Origin of the sequence: Hymenobacter glaciei (assembly GCF_039539585.1) — a bacterium.
GTDB lineage: Bacteria > Bacteroidota > Bacteroidia > Cytophagales > Hymenobacteraceae > Hymenobacter > Hymenobacter glaciei.
This window is the reverse complement of sequence record NZ_BAABDK010000001.1, coordinates 85,096-101,102: the sequence shown is the minus strand read 5'-3', so window position 1 is coordinate 101,102 and position 16,007 is coordinate 85,096. Positions and strand designations below refer to the sequence as shown.

Annotated in this window: 13 protein-coding genes; 11 read left to right on the top strand and 2 right to left on the bottom strand. The window is 61.4% G+C overall.

Annotated features, from left to right (window positions below; translation table 11 throughout):
• The first annotated feature begins 351 nt into the window (after window positions 1-351).
• Both ABD837_RS00455 and ABD837_RS00450 read left to right on the top strand, forming a co-directional pair.
• A complete protein-coding gene (locus tag ABD837_RS00455) occupies window positions 352-1,428 on the top strand; it encodes a hypothetical protein (protein WP_345049036.1) in 1,077 nt (358 codons plus the stop codon).
• 60 nt (window positions 1,429-1,488) lie between these two features.
• Window positions 1,489-1,836, top strand: a complete 348-nt coding sequence (locus ABD837_RS00450) for a hypothetical protein (RefSeq protein WP_345049035.1) — start codon at window positions 1,489-1,491, stop codon at window positions 1,834-1,836.
• A gap of 35 nt (window positions 1,837-1,871) precedes the next feature.
• Here ABD837_RS00450 and ABD837_RS00445 read toward each other — a convergent pair whose 3' ends face one another.
• Entirely contained in the window at window positions 1,872-2,807 is a 936-nt protein-coding gene (locus ABD837_RS00445; RefSeq protein WP_345049034.1) for a DUF3078 domain-containing protein, read from the bottom strand.
• Between the two features lie 243 nt (window positions 2,808-3,050).
• Between ABD837_RS00445 and ABD837_RS00440 the strand changes: the two genes are divergently transcribed.
• The 7 genes from ABD837_RS00440 (at window position 3,051) to ABD837_RS00410 (ending at window position 11,567) form a co-directional block, all read left to right on the top strand.
• Entirely contained in the window at window positions 3,051-3,494 is a 444-nt protein-coding gene (locus ABD837_RS00440; protein ID WP_345049033.1) for a BLUF domain-containing protein, read from the top strand.
• Window positions 3,495-3,568: 74 nt separating this feature from the next.
• The gene (locus tag ABD837_RS00435; protein ID WP_345049032.1) at window positions 3,569-6,589 is read left to right on the top strand and encodes a PD-(D/E)XK nuclease family protein; all 3,021 of its coding nucleotides are present in this window, start codon (window positions 3,569-3,571) and stop codon (window positions 6,587-6,589) included.
• Window positions 6,590-6,608: 19 nt separating this feature from the next.
• Window positions 6,609-6,908 carry a hypothetical protein gene (locus tag ABD837_RS00430; RefSeq protein WP_345049030.1) on the top strand — a complete coding sequence of 100 codons (300 nt, stop codon included), beginning with the start codon at window positions 6,609-6,611 and terminating at the stop codon, window positions 6,906-6,908.
• Between the two features lie 19 nt (window positions 6,909-6,927).
• Window positions 6,928-7,362, top strand: a complete 435-nt coding sequence (locus ABD837_RS00425) for a nucleoside deaminase (RefSeq protein WP_345049029.1) — start codon at window positions 6,928-6,930, stop codon at window positions 7,360-7,362.
• Window positions 7,363-7,804: 442 nt separating this feature from the next.
• Window positions 7,805-8,347 carry a TetR/AcrR family transcriptional regulator gene (locus tag ABD837_RS00420; RefSeq protein WP_345049028.1) on the top strand — a complete coding sequence of 181 codons (543 nt, stop codon included), beginning with the start codon at window positions 7,805-7,807 and terminating at the stop codon, window positions 8,345-8,347.
• A gap of 86 nt (window positions 8,348-8,433) precedes the next feature.
• Window positions 8,434-10,221: a chloride channel protein gene (locus tag ABD837_RS00415; protein WP_345049026.1), complete on the top strand. Its 1,788-nt coding sequence runs from the start codon at window positions 8,434-8,436 to the stop codon at window positions 10,219-10,221.
• A 104-nt stretch (window positions 10,222-10,325) separates the two neighbouring features.
• Window positions 10,326-11,567, top strand: a complete 1,242-nt coding sequence (locus ABD837_RS00410; RefSeq protein WP_345049025.1) for a BaiN/RdsA family NAD(P)/FAD-dependent oxidoreductase — start codon at window positions 10,326-10,328, stop codon at window positions 11,565-11,567.
• Window positions 11,568-11,619: 52 nt separating this feature from the next.
• Here the strand turns inward: ABD837_RS00410 and ABD837_RS00405 are convergent, their stop codons facing one another.
• Window positions 11,620-11,880, bottom strand: a complete 261-nt coding sequence (locus tag ABD837_RS00405) for a hypothetical protein (RefSeq protein ID WP_241934269.1) — start codon at window positions 11,878-11,880, stop codon at window positions 11,620-11,622.
• Window positions 11,881-12,071: 191 nt separating this feature from the next.
• Between ABD837_RS00405 and ABD837_RS00400 the strand changes: the two genes are divergently transcribed.
• Both ABD837_RS00400 and ABD837_RS00395 read left to right on the top strand, forming a co-directional pair.
• Window positions 12,072-13,520 carry a diadenylate cyclase gene (locus ABD837_RS00400; RefSeq protein WP_345049023.1) on the top strand — a complete coding sequence of 483 codons (1,449 nt, stop codon included), beginning with the start codon at window positions 12,072-12,074 and terminating at the stop codon, window positions 13,518-13,520.
• Window positions 13,521-13,600: 80 nt separating this feature from the next.
• Window positions 13,601-15,943: an ATP-binding protein gene (locus tag ABD837_RS00395; protein ID WP_345049022.1), complete on the top strand. Its 2,343-nt coding sequence runs from the start codon at window positions 13,601-13,603 to the stop codon at window positions 15,941-15,943.
• Window positions 15,944-16,007 lie beyond the last annotated feature (64 nt).

Here is a 16,007-nt window from a genome sequence, read left to right as displayed (position 1 = left end):
CAGCAGGGCCCCAACCCCAAAAAAAAGCGTCGGCCTTTCCCGGCTCTTGCGCTGCTACAGGCACTGCTGTTTTGAACTCCACCGATAACGCCCAGCCCGAGGACCTGCGCGTACGGCTCCTCACGGGCCAGGTCTTCGCCTTGGGCAGGTTGCCCAGCGCGTTTACAAATGGGCTGGTCTGGGCCGCTGTTCGCTTGCCCGGGCCGAAGAGCTTAAAGTCATGCAACCGCCGCCTGGGCTCGAGGAGAAAGCCAGGGTGGACACCCCAAAACGCTACGCCCAATGCATCGCTAGCGCTTTCCTGCTATATATTTCCCGCCGGACTTCTTTGCTCACTACCACCTCCTGCTGATGAATACAACCCGCAAAGAGTGGCTTTTTTTTGGCTGCGCATGTTGCGTTAAACTGCTGCTGACCTTTCTTATCCACCCGGGGCTGGCGAGCGGCACGGCTACGACCACCGGGATTTTCGCAGTGCGCGGCGGCGACACCTTTTCCTACCTCGACCCCATCGAGAACCTCATCAGGTACGGTACCTATGCTCAGGACCTGGGCCGGCTTGAAACCTACGCCGGCCGCATGCCCGGGTATGGAATAGTTTACGGGGCACTGCGGCTTGGATTTGGCCCCGGCGGGGCAGCCGACGGCGTAGTGCTGCTGCAAATTTTGCTGAGCTTATGCGCGCTGTATTGCCTGGGGCAGCTGGCACAAGCAGCCACGCAGCGCCGCACCGCCTTTCAATGGACGGTGCTGCTTTTCGCGGCCAATACGTTCACCACGGTTTTCGATATCCGGCTGCTCACCGAGAGTTTTGCTATAAGCACCTTGATTATTGGCATTTATGCATTTCATCGGGCACAACGGCAGGCTTCCGCCGGCTGGCTGCTGTGCACCGGCGGCTTCCTGATTTGGATGATTTTTCTGCGGCCTTTTCTAGCGCCGGTGCTGGGGCTTGCAGCGGGCTGGTATTGGGGGCAAGCGTTATTGCTGGGCCTGCGCCGGGTCCCGGCACGGCTGGCGCGCTACATGCTGCGGGGCACTTTACTGTTCCTGCCCTTACTGATAGCTGATGCCGCTTGGATGGCCCGCAACTGGCCCTGGTACCATTCGCTGGTCCCTTTGCAAAGCAATACCTGGGCTGGGTATAAGAATGCTCCGGGCCTACTCGAGCTGAACGGTTTCATGGGGGCAATCGGCGAGGAGCACGCCTGGTGGAATGAGGCCAGCGACATGGCGTGGTTCTACAAGCCCATGGCCGACCCGGCCCCGAATTTTCGGGGTGAAGCCAGTAAGTTCGCCCCCCCGGCCTACACCTACGACTCGCTGCTGCTCGTGCGACGGAACCTGGGTGTAGCCCAGGATAGCACGCAACTGCCTTCCATCCGCGCGGCTGCTGCGGCCAAAGCCAGCCGCGCGCTGGTTGCCTAAAAGCAGGCGTATCAGCAACGACGGCCCGTGCGGGCTTTTCTGCTCAATCCTTTTAAGTTGATGTACCGCATGGTGCTGGCGCATCCCGGCGACTACTTGTTTCAGCAGCCGTTCGCCCAGCTGCCACCCGGGCAAAAGGGCCTTAAAATCCTGGTTCACTTGTGGTACCTGCTGGTAGTGGCACTGGGTATGGCGGGCACTCTGATGGTAGGGTGGCGGCGCCAATTTGTTGCCTTTGCTGTGAAAGCCATTCCAATTTACCTGGTTGGTCTATTCTGCTTTATACTGCACTTAGTTGATGCCCGGTATTTTGCCATCGCCTATCCGTTTGTCCTTATCAGTGCTGTCAACTTGCTATTGCATGCAGAAGCCGCGGTTCGCAAACGCATGGCAACGGCACGCTCATAACAGGCCAAGCCATCCAGGCATCTCGACTCAATCTCCTACTTCTTCGCATCCACGTAGTTCTGGAAAGCATAGGCCACGCCAATGGTGAGCCCCTGCGAGAACTGCACGTCGTGGTCCTGGTCGTAGTCATAGAGGGCAATTCCGTTCAGGGCTACGTTCACATATTTGCCCACCTTGGCTGTGAGGGCCAGGTCGAGGCGGTGGTCGATTTCCTGGAGGTTGAGGTGCTCGTAATTCGCAAACAGCACGTACCGCGTCTTTATGTTGACGGTGGGGCTGAGGTTTTTATCGTATTCGGCCAGAATTTGGGCGGCCAGCACCTCGAAGCGGGTGCTATGGCCGGGGTTCACGCCGTAGGGCCTGTCGCCGAGGGCCTCCACAAAACGCTCAGCACGGGTTACCACAGTCAGGCGTGGGGCAAAAGGGGCCAGGCGCAAATGGAAATAAGTAGTGGGGTGGTATTCAAAGCCGTAGGCGGCCGTTAGAAAGGCCGGCGCAAAGAAATCGGACGTAAGCCGGGCGCGGGCGTTGCCCGCGGCGTCGGTATCGTATTTATAGCCGGGAGCAAACTGCGTGAGCAGGTTCAACGACAAAAACATGTCCCACCGGTCGGTAAGGGCCCGGCCATACTTGGTGTCCAGAAAGAGCCGGTCCTGCCCCTTGCGGTAACCCAGCCCTTTCGTTTGCGAGAAGGCAAAGAGCAGGTCAGCCTCGTTGTCGAAGTTGTGCGGGCCGACTTTGCGGTTGGCCTTGGCGTTGAACAATGCATTGAACCCGATGCTATTAACGCCCCCACCGCGCCAGTTGCTGCTCAGCAAGGACTCGTTCAGCCCCAGCCCCGTTTTGACGGACTTGTGCCAGGCCGGGTCGGGCGCCGGAGCGAGAGGCGCGGGCGCGGGGATAACGGCAGGCGTGGTCTGGGCCACCGCGGCGGGCGCGGCCAGCAGCAGGGCCAGGGCAAATGGTTTCATTGCGTAGCAAAAAAGGAAATAAAATCAGGGATTAGCAGCGGAAATGTACGCCAACAGCCGCAGGGAGCAGCATACCGCAGGAAGTGCGAAACGAAAATTTAAAAATAGCCCCTGCAGCCTATTGACTTCTTACCATTTTTAATTAATATTGTCCTCCTCCGCCTTCTAGCATCCTGGTTGCTTTCCTTCTGGTTGCCGGCTACCCGCTTTGTTGTTCGTTTCGTAATCGTATTCCCTACGACGATGCCTATGAGCCTGTACCAGCTTATTTATCAGAGTTATTCGCTGATTCCTTTCGAGCCCCAAGAGCTGCAGGAACTGCTGGATAAATCCCGCGTTCGCAACCAACGCCACCACATCACCGGCCTGCTGCTCTATACCCCCGATGGCCGCTTTCTGCAGGCTCTCGAGGGCCCGCGCGAGGCCGTGCGCGACCTCTATTACCAGCACATCGTGGCCGACCCGCGCCATTACAACTGCCAGGTGCTGGGCGAAGGCCCCAGCGAAACGAGCAGCTTCGCGAACAATGCCCTGGCCTTCCGGCCAGCGCAAGCCCAGGACCTCCGCCAACTGCTGGCTCCGGTGCGGCTCCAGGGGGCGGCACTGCTTGTGCCCCGGCCCCACACCCGCCCCGAGCTCACCGAGCTGCTGGTCGAATTCATGCGCGGTGAGCTAACAACGGCGTAGGAGTTGCTCGAACAGGCCGGGTTAGGCCCGGCATAGACCCCGGCATCCGGGCCCGCTCCGGTATCTTTACGTCGATGCCCGCCCGCCCTGCCTCCTACCCTGCTGCTCTTCCGGCTGCGCTTCCCGAGCGGCCGGCCTCTTTCCTGGCCACCATCGCCCGCCAGCTGCTCGACCGCTACGGCTCGGGCCCGCTCGATGAGCTCTCGGACATCATTGTGGTGGTGCCCACGCGCCGGGCGGTGGTGTACCTGAAGAACGAACTGGCACTGGCCCTGCCCATGGGCGAGCCGCTGTGGGCCCCGCGCGTGGCCGCGATGGAAGACTACATGGTGGAGCTGGCCGGTGTGCAGGTGGAAGAGCCTATTGCGCTACAATTGCTGCTCTACGACATTCTGAAGGGCATCGACACCGGGCTAAATTTCGACCAGTTCGTGGGCTGGGCCGGCCTGCTGCTGAGCGACTTCTCCAACCTCGACCAGAACCTGGCCGACACCCACAAGGTGTTTGAGTACCTGAGCGAGGCCAAAGCCCTTGAGCGGTGGGACCTAGCCGAGCTGCCACCCAAAAGCCAGGCCGCCGCGCACTCCTTCGGCTTCTGGAACCAGCTCGAACGGGTGTACCACTTGCTCAAAAAGCGCATGCTGGCCAACCACCTCGCCTACCCTGGCCTGGCCTACCGCCGCGCCGTGGAGCGGCTGGAAAAGCAGCTACAGGACCCCGCCGCGCCTACGCCCGCCGTGCACGTATTTGTGGGGTTGGGTAATTTGTCGAAGTCGGAAGAGAAGCTGGTGCGCCTGCTGCTGAATGTTGGCCGCGCCGAAATACGCTTCGATGCTGACCCCTTTTACCTCGAAAAAGACTCGCCCAACCGCGCCGGCCAGCACCTGCGCCGCTACTTCGAGCAGTGGAAGCTGCCCCTCGACACCTTTGGGGGCGGCGTGGAATGGCTGCGCGGCATGCCCCACCACGTGCGCTACCTGGGCGTGGCCAACCCCAGCATGCAGGGCAAGCTGGCCGGCCAGCTCCTGGCCGAGGCCCGCCAGCGCTACCCCGATGCGACTGTGGCCGTGGTGCTGCCCGACGAAACGTTGCTACTGCCCGTGCTGCACGGCTTGCCACCCGACGAGGTGCCCGACTACAACGTGACCATGGGCCTTAGCTTTCAGGCCACGCCGCTGTTCAACCTGGTCGATTTGCTGTTTGAGGTGCACCTCACGGGCATTCGCGAAGGCAGCGCCGAAACCGGCTACGGCGTGCCCCGTTACCATCACCTGGCCGTGAGCAAGCTGCTCAGCCACCCTTTTCTGCGCCGCTACCAGCAGTGGCAGGACCAGCAGGCCCACCAGCCCCAGTACCACGGCGTGCTGGACCAGATTTGCCGCGAAATTGTGCGCCTGAATGCCGTGCTGCTGCCCGCCGAAGAGCTACTGCGCCTTGGCGCGCACCACCCGCTCGTGGAGGCGCTGTTCAAAACCTGGAACAACTGCGACGACATCATTGCTGCCTGCTACACCGTCATCGACCTGCTGCGCCAGGTATATGCGGCCGAAGTAGCCACGACCGACCGAGAGACCAGCCTCGGGGCCGAATACCTGTACCTGTTCTATACCCTCGTCAAGCAGCTCGATTCGGCTTTCGACTGCCGCGAGCAGCGCCTGTCGGTGCGCTCGTTCCGCCGCTTTCTGTACGAGCAGATGGGCCGTACCCGCCTGCCTTTCTCGGGCGAGCCGTTGGCCGACGTGCAGGTAATGGGTTTGCTCGAAACCCGCGCCCTCGATTTCGACCACCTCATTATCCTCAGCTGCAACGAGGGCGTGCTGCCGGCGCCCAAAAAGCAACAGTCGCTGTTTCCCTACGATGTGCTCATGGCAGCCAACCTGCCGACTTATGCCGATGCTGAAGCCATCACGGCCTACAATTTCTGGCGGCTGCTGCAACGGGCCCAGCGCGTCGACCTGGTGCACGTGCTGCCCGGCGCCGAAGGCATGAAGAGCGGTGAGCGCAGCCGGTTTCTGCTGCAGCTGCAGAACGACTTGCTGCCCCAAAACCCCCAGCTTATCCTGGAGGATTTGACAGTTGCCGTAGCCGGACCGGATGTAGAAGTCGGCGTGGACCCTTACGAAGGCGACCTCGTTCTGGAGAAAGACCCCGAAATGCTGGCCGCCCTGCGCGGTGTACTCGAACGCAATATTTCGCCCTCGCGCCTCAACGATTTCCTGGCCTGCTCGCTGCGTTTTTACTTCTCGAAAGTGGCCCGGTTCCACGAAAACGACGCGGTGGAGGAGACCCTGGAAGCCAGCAGCTTCGGCACCATGGTGCACGAGGCCCTCGAAAACCTGATGTTGCCGTTCGAGCAGGATGCCCGCCCGATTACAGCCGATGACATCCCGGAGCTTATCAGGCAAGCTCCGGCCGAGGTGCAAAAGGCCCTGCGCCAGGAAGAAACCGAGAAGCACGCTCGCGCCGATGAAGGCCTGAACCACGTGTATGGCCAAGTGGCTACGCGCCTCGTGGTGCGCTTGCTCGAAAGCCTCACGGAACAGCCCGGCCTGCTCCCCATTCGCCTGTTCGGGCTGGAGAAAGAGTTGGCAGCCACCGTATTCGTCGATGTACCCGGCCAGCCTGAGCCGCTGGCAGTGCGCTTGTTTGGTTTCGCCGACCGCGTGGACGAACTTCCCGACGGCCGCCTGCGCGTGGTCGACTACAAGTCGGGGCTCGTGAAAAAGAGCGACCTGCAGCTGCGCGGCTACCGCGACAAGTTCAGCCCCGCCGAAGCCGTTGACCGCCTGCTACACGAAGCCAGCAGCAGCGCCGATAAGGTGCGCCAGCTCTGGCTTTACCGCCTCATGCTGGCCCACACCGCCAACCGCGAAACGGCCGAAACGGCCATCCTTTCGCTTCGCAACATCGACGAAGGCCTGCTCTCGGCCGACCTCAGCTTCCTCACCGAGGGTGGCGAAGACTTCTTAGCCGTTTCCGAAGCGCTGGTGCGTAAAATTGTGCTGCGCATTCTGGACCCCACCGAGCCCATCCGCAAAACCGACGACTTCACCAAGTGCGAGTACTGCCCCTACAAAGGCATTTGCGCACGCTAAACCCTTCGGTCCCTGCCCTGTGCTCGCTGTTTTATTCGCTCCACTTGCCTTCCTTATCATCAATGGCTTTTCGTTGATGTTGCTCACCGGGCTGGCACGCGTATTTCCGTGGTTAGCACCACCCACCGCTGCCAGCGGCGCTGCACCAATCATCAGCCGTCGAATCGTTAAACTCAGCCTGGCCTGGCAGTTAGCGCTGCTAGTGCCGTCGGTAGTCCTGAATCTGAACCGCGAGGTGGTGCTGTTAGTGCTGGCCCTAGCTTCTTTTGTGGTGCCGCTGGGGCTGCTCCTGCTTGCCAATCGGCGCAACGCTCTTTAACCCGCTAACTCTTTTTACTATGGATGAATTCATGCAAGCCGCCATCGACGAAGCCCGCCTGGGCCGTTCGCAGGGAGGTATTCCCATCGGCTCGGTGCTCGTGCGCGATGGCAAAATCATTGGCCAGGGCCACAACAAGCGCGTGCAGGAAGACTCCGCCATCAAGCACGGCGAGATGGACTGCCTCACCAACGCCGGCCGCCAGCGCACCTACCGCGACACCGTTATCTACACCACGCTGATGCCCTGCTACATGTGCGCCGGCACCATCGTGCAGTTCAAAATCCCAAAGGTGATGGTGGGCGAGTCGCGCACGTTCGGCGAGTCGCGGGCCTTCCTCGAAAGCCACGGCGTAGAAGTGGTTGACCTCAACCTGCAGGAGTGTGTGGACATGATGAACGAGTTCATCGAAGACGAGCCCACACTCTGGAACGAGGACATCATGGAATTGTAAGCAAGGAATTCCGCTATCGATTGCTGGAAATTATTGCACTGGCAATAAGCACAGTGAGTGCGCACTTACTCATAAGTGAGGTTATACTCATCGCGCAACGCTGCATGTTACCCTACCTTTGCTTGCAGTACCGGAAACCAGTTCACTGGTGGTTTCTAATTCCCAAATTTTCCATACTCTTTTTTCCGGGTGACTCCCACCCCATCCGGAGAATATAAGTTGAAAGCCGTTCGGTCTTCCTGCTTGCAGGAAGCTACGTTACCCGGGTTTCAACGTGTTGCAGCCGGCTAAGTCGACCACGCGTCGGTTTAGCCGGCTGTCTCGCTTTTGGGTGGTTCCGGAACAGTTTCTTTTGCGGTTCTCTCCCCTGCTTTACGCGAAGCCGACCCTGCTTTTGCGCGCTCAGGTTGTTATTTGCCGTTTCATTTACTTGGGCCCGGCCATGACCAGTCATTCCAAAATCGAGCAGGCAGCCCTGCAGCTTTTCGGCGAGAAAGGCTACGACAACACCTCCACGGCCCTCATTGCCCGTCAGGCAGGCGTATCGGAAGCCCTGCTATTCAAGTACTTTCTGAGCAAGGAAAAGCTGTTCGAATACCTCATTAAGCAGGGCTTTCGGCGCATTGTGGAGGCCAATCGGGGCATTTTGGCCGAGAACGACCCGCGCATCCTCATCGAAAACGTCATCGACTTGCCCTACAAGCTGGTGCACGACGAGCCGGATTTCTGGAAAGTACAGGACAAAGAATTCAACCGGCCGTTGGTGCAGAAGTATTTTCAGCGGTTCATGAGCCCCATCGATAACCTGCTGAAAAAGGCCTTCGTCGAAGTGGGCGCCCCGAGCCCCGAGCTCACGACGCTGCAATTATTACTGCTCATTCAGAGCCTGTGGCGCAACCTGCTCTACCCGCACGACGCCAACCTGCCCAACCTGGCCCGGCACCTGAAGCAGAGCTACGGCTTGGGCCGGCCGGCGGCGGGCTAGCTAATAGTGGAAATGCAAGGGTTGGCATGCATCCGCCGGCCCGAAATTTGCGTTGCTGTTGATGCGTCCATTTACCGCCGCCGTTTATGCCCCATCACGCCGTTCACCGCCTGTTGCGCCCGCTGCTCGTTTGGCGGGCACGCCACATCAGCGAACGGATGTACATGCTCATTTTAAGCATGCTGGTGGGCGCCACCGCGGGCTTGGCCGCCGTATTATTGAAAACGTCGGTGCGCTGGGGCCAGGAAATGCTGCGTAGCGGCATTACGGAGCCCAAACGGGTTTTTGCACTGTCGATTTATCCGGTGGTGGGCATCGGGCTCACAGCGCTGTTTACCAAGCTGTTTCTGGGTGGCAAACTGGGGCGGGGCATTGCGCCTATTATCTACAACACGGCCCGCGAGGGCAGCGTAGTGCCGCGCTCCAAGCTCTATTCGCAGCTGATAACGGCCTTTTTAACAGTAACGTTTGGCGGCTCGGCCGGTACCGAGGCACCCATTTCGGTAACGGGCGCGGCCCTGGGCTCCAATGCCGGCCGCGTGCTGCACTTGGACCGGCGGCGGCGGCGCCTGCTCACGGGCTGCGGGGCAGCGGCGGGCGTGGCGGCCATCTTCAACTCGCCCATTGCGGGGGTGCTGTTTGCCGTCGAAACCATTCTGATTGAGTTGCCGGCACAATATTTTATTCCGCTGCTGATTTCTTCGGCCACGGCCACGGTAATATCGAAGGCGCTGTACGCGGGCCAGCCGTTCGTGCTCATCACCACCAGTTGGCCGGTGAATGCCGTGCCATTTTATATACTGCTGGGGCTATTCACGGCCTTCTTCTCGGTATACATGATTCGTTCCTACGCGTGGTTCGAGCATTTCTTCGAGCGTTGGCCGGGGCTGAACTGGCGCAAGGTGCTGGTGTCGGGGGCCATGCTGGGTGGCCTGATTTTCCTGTTTCCGACGCTCTACGGCGAAGGCTACAACACGGTGGAGCTGCTGCTGCGCGGCCACGCCGAGCACATCACCGACGGCAGCATCTTCTCAGTTTATCAGGACAATAATCCGTGGTTGCTGCTGGTGCTGGTGCTGTTCAGCATGCTCCTGAAGGTAGTGGCCACGAGCATTACCGTAGGCGGCGGCGGCAACGGCGGCATGTTCGGCTCGTCGCTGTTTGCGGGGGCGCTGGCGGGGTTCTTCTTCGCCCGGCTCATCAACCTAAGTGGCGTCATTCACATTCCGGAGGTGCATTTTGTGGTGCTGGGCATGGCCGGTACGCTGGCGGGCGTTATTCACGCGCCGCTCACGGCCATCTTCCTCATTGCCGAAATCACGGGTGGCTACGCCCTGTTTGTGCCTTTGATGGTGGTAAGCTCTTCGTCTTACCTCATTACCAAGTACTTCGAGCCTTACTCGGTGTATACCCGCAAGCTCACGGCGCGGGGTGTCGACGTGTACGCCAACCGCGACCGTGGCTTGCTGGCCCAACTCGACCCGCGCAAGCTGCTCGAAACCGACTTTATGCCGGTGCGGCCCACCACCACGCTGGGCGAGCTGGTCGATGTTTTCCGACACGCGTCGCGCAACCTGTTTCCGGTGGTGGCGGCGGGTGGCCGCCTGCTGGGCGTGGTATCGCTCGATTCGGTGCGCGATGCCTTGTTCGACGATGCCCACTACAGCACCACCACCGTGGGCGAGCTCATGAAGCCCCCCCCCGCCGTGGTGGGCCCCACCGACGACCTGGAGCACACCCTGGCCTTGCTCGACCGCTACGGGGCCTGGGCCTTGCCTGTGTGCGAGGAAGACGGCCACTACCTCGGCTTCATTCTAAAATCGACTATCCTAGTGCGCTACCGCCGCCAACTCATCCAGGAAAGCGAAGCCTGACGCTACGCTCAATGAGGAATGAGGAATGAGGAATTTACTTTTGTGGAGTTGTTCATTTGCTTTCCTTCACTTTTAATTCTTCATTCCTCATTCTTCATTCTTCATTGAGCGTAGCGATAATCGGCGGCGGCCCGGCCGGGCTCATGGCGGCGCAGCGACTGGCCGAGGCGGGACACCGCGTGCAGTTATTTGAGGCCCAGGCTACCATGGGACGAAAGTTTCTGGTGGCCGGCCACGGCGGCTTCAACCTCAGCAACAGCGAGCAACTGGCTGGTTTCGCCAACCGCTACGGAGCGGAACAGGCCCGATTCTCGGTGCTACTTACCCATTTTTCAGCCGACGATTTACGCGTCTGGGCGGCTGATTTGGGCATCGACACCTTCGTGGGCACCAGCGGACGCATTTTCCCCTTGGCTGCCCACAAGCCAGCTGATTTGCTGCGCGCCTGGCTGAACCGCTTGCGGACGCTGGGGGTGGAAATATTTACCCGTCACCGCTGGCTGGGCTTTGCCGGGAGCACTGGCGTGCGGCTGCGCGATGAAAGCGCGGGACAGGAAGCGGGCCGGGAATTCATTATTGAGCCCAACGCTACGGTGCTGGCATTGGGCGGCGCCAGTTGGGCCAAAACCGGCTCCGATGGCGCTTGGGTACCCCTGTTGCAGGATATTGGGGTTGCCACTGTGCCTTTTGCGCCCGGCAACTGCGGAGCCGAAGTGGCGTGGTCGACATTCTTCCGGGAGAAAGTGGGGCGTGCGCCACTCAAAAACATTGCCCTAAGCGTGAATGGTGGCTTGGCCGTGCGTGGCGAGCTCATGCTGACGGAGTACGGCGTGGAGGGCACGCCCGTATACGCCCTGACACCGGCACTGCGCGCCGCCCCGGCCAGCGCGGAGCCAGCCATTCTGCACCTCAATCTCAAACCCGACCTGCCCCTCGGGGCGTTGCTCCAGAAGCTGCGCCAGGCGCGCGCAAAAGCCTCTTTTGCCGATTTCCTGAAGAAAACCCTGCATCTGGCCGCACCCGTGCCCACGCTGCTGCGCGAGCTTCGGCCCGACTGCGCTACCCTGAACGCCGAGGAGTTAGCGGAGCTCATCACTGCGTTGCCTATTCTGGTTAGCGGCCTGCGCCCGCTTGACGAAGCCATTTCTACGGCTGGGGGCATCTCCTTCGCCGCTGTGGACGAGCACCTGATGCTGCGGCAGCGCCCGGGCACTTATGTAGCCGGCGAAATGCTCGATTGGGAAGCGCCCACGGGCGGTTATTTGCTGCAGGGCTGCTTCAGCACGGGCGCATGGGTGGCCCGGGCCATAGCGGGCGGTGAACAAACCGCCGAAACAACAGCCTGATAGAAACAGTAGACGAAGCTTGGCGAGGCCTGAACGGCAGTTTATCCTAGGTTCAGGATTCGGTTCGCACGCGGCTTTTTTCTTCGGCTTCGCGCAGAATCTGGCGGGCCTCGCCGAGCAGGCGGCGGCCGGGGTTCAGTTCATCGCGGGCGATGAGGGCGAAGAGCAGGAAAAATGAGGCAAACGGCAACAGCCACCCCAGCGCAAACCACAGCCAAAACGAGCGGCCCCGGCTCTGGGCGCAGTAGCCCGTTAGAATCGGAATAAACGAAATGGCCACCGCCATCACGAACAGCATGTCGACAAACAACATAGGCGGGCGGGGTAAGAGGATGAAGACGAACCTGCGACGGCAGCCGGGGCATCCCGAAGATACGTCGGCGCGGGCAGCAATAGAAGCACCGAACAGGAAATTTGTTCTGAAACACCACTACTAAGGGTATTTTTCCGTAGTTCGGGGCGAAGTCGTGCCTGCAGCGGGGGGCGGCCGTTCGGTTATCGTCTATGTGGGAACACCAAAGCTTGTTTCGCGTCTCGGCTCAACTCTTTGCCGAGGGAGTTTTTAATTTGCTCGACCGCAGCCTGCGGCCCGAGGTCTTTCTGCTGGGCTTTGCCGCCGGGCGCGAGGCCGAGGCTCCCCAGGCCGTGGTGCTCGAACCTGCTTCGCACCGCTACTCACCCGCCGACTTCCGGCACGTGAAAAACCGCGCGGCCACCCTCGAAGCCAACGCTGGGCCCCAGGGCTCCGTGTACCACCTGCACCCCAACGACCACGACCGTTCCGAGAAACAGCACTGGTACGAGCTGGTGTGCCAGGCCACCGAAAGTACCCTCAACGAGCTTACCGCCACCCTTGGAGAGAACCGCCGCTCCTTCTGCTCGGCACCGGTGAACTTGCAGGGCTACCTCGTGACCGTGGTGCTGCAGCTAGCCGCCGACTGCTACGAGGGGTATTATTCCCTGCCCAAGCCCGGCAACGGCCGCCCCATCAACCTGCCCCACGCGGCGGTGCTGGAGTTTATGCACGACTGCTCCCGGGCCTTGCGCGAGGCCGATACCGCCGACAACGACCAGCCCGTGCTTGACCGCGACTACAACGAGCTGCTGCGCTCGGCGGGCCGCCGCCTGATGCTGCGCGTGGCCCCGGCCGGCACCCACGGCCTCTACGATGCCTGCAACGGTGTGGCCGCCCTGCGCCACGAGGGCGACGAGGCCATCGGCACCATGCTGGTGAGCCGGCGGCTGCACCCGGCCGTGGTGCCCGTGCTTACGCTTGAAACGCCGGTACCCATGCGCGACCACCGCTCCATCCGCAAGCTGTTGGAGCTGAGCGAGGGCCACACGGCCCTAATTTCGGACGCCTCGCACGTATTTGGCCTGGGCCAGCTGGTGCCGCAGTCCGACTCGCAGTTTGAGCCCCTGGTAACGGTGCACTTCACCAACCACTACAGCTGGGAGGTGAGCCACGCCGGCCACGTGCTGATGCGCGTGGTGAGCAACACGCCCCGCCTGCCCCAGGGCCAGGTGGCGGCCGACAACTTTGCCCGGGTCATCCGCATCGTGTTCCCGGAACTGAGCGTGGACAGCAGCGACTACCTCTGGGACCTGGCTCAGAAGGCCACCACGCAGCCCAATGGCACCATCCTCGTCATCAGCGCCGGGGCAGCACACGAAGCGCAACGCCTCACGCGGCAGTGTTTCCGGGTGGTGCCGCGGATTATGACGCCGACGGTGCTGCGCCTCGTCACCAACATCGACGGGGCCGTGCTCATCGAGCCCAACGGCATCTGCCACGCCATTGGGGCTATTCTCGACGGACTGGCAACGGCTAAGGGCGACTCGTCGCGGGGTTCGCGGTACAATTCGGCCCTGCGCTACGTGAACAGCAGCAAGTACCCGGTGCTAGCGGTGGTGGTGAGCGAGGACGGCTGGATTGACTTACTGCCGAGTTAAGGCCACTTACTAACGGTATATGGCGCAAGCATGGCGCCCTGGTAGTACATTTAACCGGCCTTTCCGACGCCGTGCTGAATATGACTACTCCTGCTGCTGATTCATCTGTTAACATTGACTACCCCCGGGCCCTGGCTGCTGCGGAGCAAAGAATCAATGAGTTGACGGCTGCGCTGGCCTACGCGCAGGCCAACGAGCAGGCCGTACAAGCCTTGGCCTACCTGCCCGACGAAAACCCCAACCCGGTGGTGCGCATCGGGGCCAACCAGCAGCAGCTCTACGCCAATACGGCCGCTCGCGCTTTAGGCAGTCACCTAAGCCGGGCCGAGCGGGTGCGGGTGCAACACATCCTCCGCGAGGGTACCCGCCAGGCCCTGGCCCAGAACACCCCTCAGCAGCTGGAGCTGCAGGTAGGCGAGTACAATTACGACGTATCGGTGGTGCCCCTGCCCGGGCAGCGGCACGCCAACCTCTACTTTGCCGACGTGACCGAGCGCGAAGCCGCCCGCTTGCAGCTGCGCGAAAACCAGCAGTTTATGGAACAGTTGCTCGACACCATTCCGTCGGCGGTGATGGTGCGCGATGCCAACCAGCAACTCGTGTTTGGCAACCAGGCCATGTACGCACTGTGGGAGATTTCGCCGCTCAGTGGCCCCCGACCCATGCCTCCGCAAACCATTGCCGAGCTCAAAAAGTCGGCGGCGCTCGATGCGCAGGTGCTCGCGACCGGCGAAGAAGTTACGCTGGAGGAGTCGCTCACGCTCAGCGATGGCAGCACGCGTTGGTTTTATGCCGTGCGCCGCCCCCTGCACCGGCCCGATGGCACCGTGCAGGTGCTGGCCGTGAGTACCGACATCACTGCCCTGAAGCACGTGCAGCACACCCTCGAGCGCAGCGAAAAGCAGTACCGCGACCTGATGACTTACGGCCAGGCCCTTATCGGAACCTGCGACATGCAGGGCACCGTGAGGACCGTGAACCCGGCCCTGGCCCGGCTGCTGCGTGAAGATGCCGCCGCAATGGTGGGCACGTCCGTAACGGCACACATGACGGAAGAAGACCGGGAAGGCTTTCCGTTTTATCTCCAACAGATTGCCCAGACCGGTGAGGCCGAGGGCGTGCTGCCGGTGTACCCCCGCGGCAGCGACCAGCTACGCTACCTGCACTACCACAACTACGTGGTGCGCGAACCCGGCCAGGACCCCTACATCGTGTCGCACGGCCACGACATCACCGAGCGCGTGCTGGCCAGCAAGGAGATGAAGCGCGCCAAAGAAGCCGCCGAAGCCGCCGTGCGCGCCCGCGAAAATTTCCTGGCCAACATGAGCCACGAAATCCGCACGCCCATGAACGGCGTGCTGGGCGTGGCCAACCTACTGGCTAAAACGTCGCTCACCCCCGAGCAGCGCGAATACGTGCGCATCATCAGGGGCTCGGGGCAGCACCTGCTCACGGTGCTGAACGATGTGCTCGACATGGCCAAAATTACCTCCGGCAAGCTGGAGCTAAACCCCGAGCCGTTCGACCTGACCACCTCAATACAAGAGGCAGTGAAGCCTTTGTCGCTGCAAGCCATCGACAAAGGCATTGCCTGCGTGATGCACCGGCCCTCGGCCCCCTACCCGCCCGTGGTGGGCGACGCGCTGCGCCTCAACCAGGTACTGCTCAACTTGGTCAGCAACGCCATTAAGTTTACCCCGGCCGGTGGGCAGGTGCTGATTACGAGCGAAGCGTTGGCCGAGACGGCCGACGAGCTAACGCTGCGCTTCGAGGTGAGCGACACCGGCGTGGGCATGGCTCCGGAAGTGGTGGCCCGCATTTTTGAAAGCTTCACCCAGGCGTACGCCGACACTGCCCGGCAGTTTGGCGGTACGGGCCTGGGCCTCAGCATCAGCCGTGCGCTGGTCGAACAAATGAACGGCACCCTCACCGTCGAAAGCACGCCGGGCGAGGGCAGCACCTTCGCCTTCACCCTCACCCTGCCCAAAGCCGACCAGCACGCTCCTGAACCTATTCCGGCCGACAACTTCGACACCGGCGTGCTGCAAGGCGCGCGTGTGCTGCTCATCGAAGACAACGAAATCAACCGCATGGTAGCGGCCTGGACGATGCAGAACTGGGGCATTGAGGTGGTAGAGGCCGAAACCGGCTTCAATGGGCTCGACCGCTTCGAGAACGACGGCCCCTTCGACGCCGTGCTGATGGACATTCAAATGCCTGGCATGAGCGGCGTGGAGGCCTCGGCCCACCTGCGCCAGCACCCCGACCCGGTGCGCGCCAGCGTACCCATCCTGGCCCTCACCGCCAACGCCTTCCGCAGCGACCACGAGCGCTACCTCGCCGCCGGCCTGAACGACTGCCTGGCCAAGCCGTTCGAAGAGCCCGAGCTCTACGCCAAGCTGCGCAAGCTCCTGCACCGCTAGCCGACACTACTTTATTCTAATGGATAGAAAAAGCTCATTTCCAAATCGGAAATGAGCTTTTTTC

What these genes read in the sequence shown, in the direction of transcription:
- ABD837_RS00425 (WP_345049029.1), top strand. Translation starts at nt 6,928, where the DNA reads ATGGATGAATTCATGCAAGCCGCCATCGACGAAGCCCGCCTGGGCCGT.
- ABD837_RS00445 (WP_345049034.1), bottom strand. Translation starts at nt 2,807, where the DNA reads ATGAAACCATTTGCCCTGGCCCTGCTGCTGGCCGCGCCCGCCGCGGTG.
- ABD837_RS00415 (WP_345049026.1), top strand. Translation starts at nt 8,434, where the DNA reads ATGCCCCATCACGCCGTTCACCGCCTGTTGCGCCCGCTGCTCGTTTGG.
- ABD837_RS00400 (WP_345049023.1), top strand. Translation starts at nt 12,072, where the DNA reads ATGTGGGAACACCAAAGCTTGTTTCGCGTCTCGGCTCAACTCTTTGCC.
- ABD837_RS00435 (WP_345049032.1), top strand. Translation starts at nt 3,569, where the DNA reads ATGCCCGCCCGCCCTGCCTCCTACCCTGCTGCTCTTCCGGCTGCGCTT.
- ABD837_RS00440 (WP_345049033.1), top strand. Translation starts at nt 3,051, where the DNA reads ATGCCTATGAGCCTGTACCAGCTTATTTATCAGAGTTATTCGCTGATT.
- ABD837_RS00395 (WP_345049022.1), top strand. Translation starts at nt 13,601, where the DNA reads ATGACTACTCCTGCTGCTGATTCATCTGTTAACATTGACTACCCCCGG.
- ABD837_RS00455 (WP_345049036.1), top strand. Translation starts at nt 352, where the DNA reads ATGAATACAACCCGCAAAGAGTGGCTTTTTTTTGGCTGCGCATGTTGC.
- ABD837_RS00405 (WP_241934269.1), bottom strand. Translation starts at nt 11,880, where the DNA reads ATGTTGTTTGTCGACATGCTGTTCGTGATGGCGGTGGCCATTTCGTTT.
- ABD837_RS00420 (WP_345049028.1), top strand. Translation starts at nt 7,805, where the DNA reads ATGACCAGTCATTCCAAAATCGAGCAGGCAGCCCTGCAGCTTTTCGGC.
- ABD837_RS00450 (WP_345049035.1), top strand. Translation starts at nt 1,489, where the DNA reads ATGTACCGCATGGTGCTGGCGCATCCCGGCGACTACTTGTTTCAGCAG.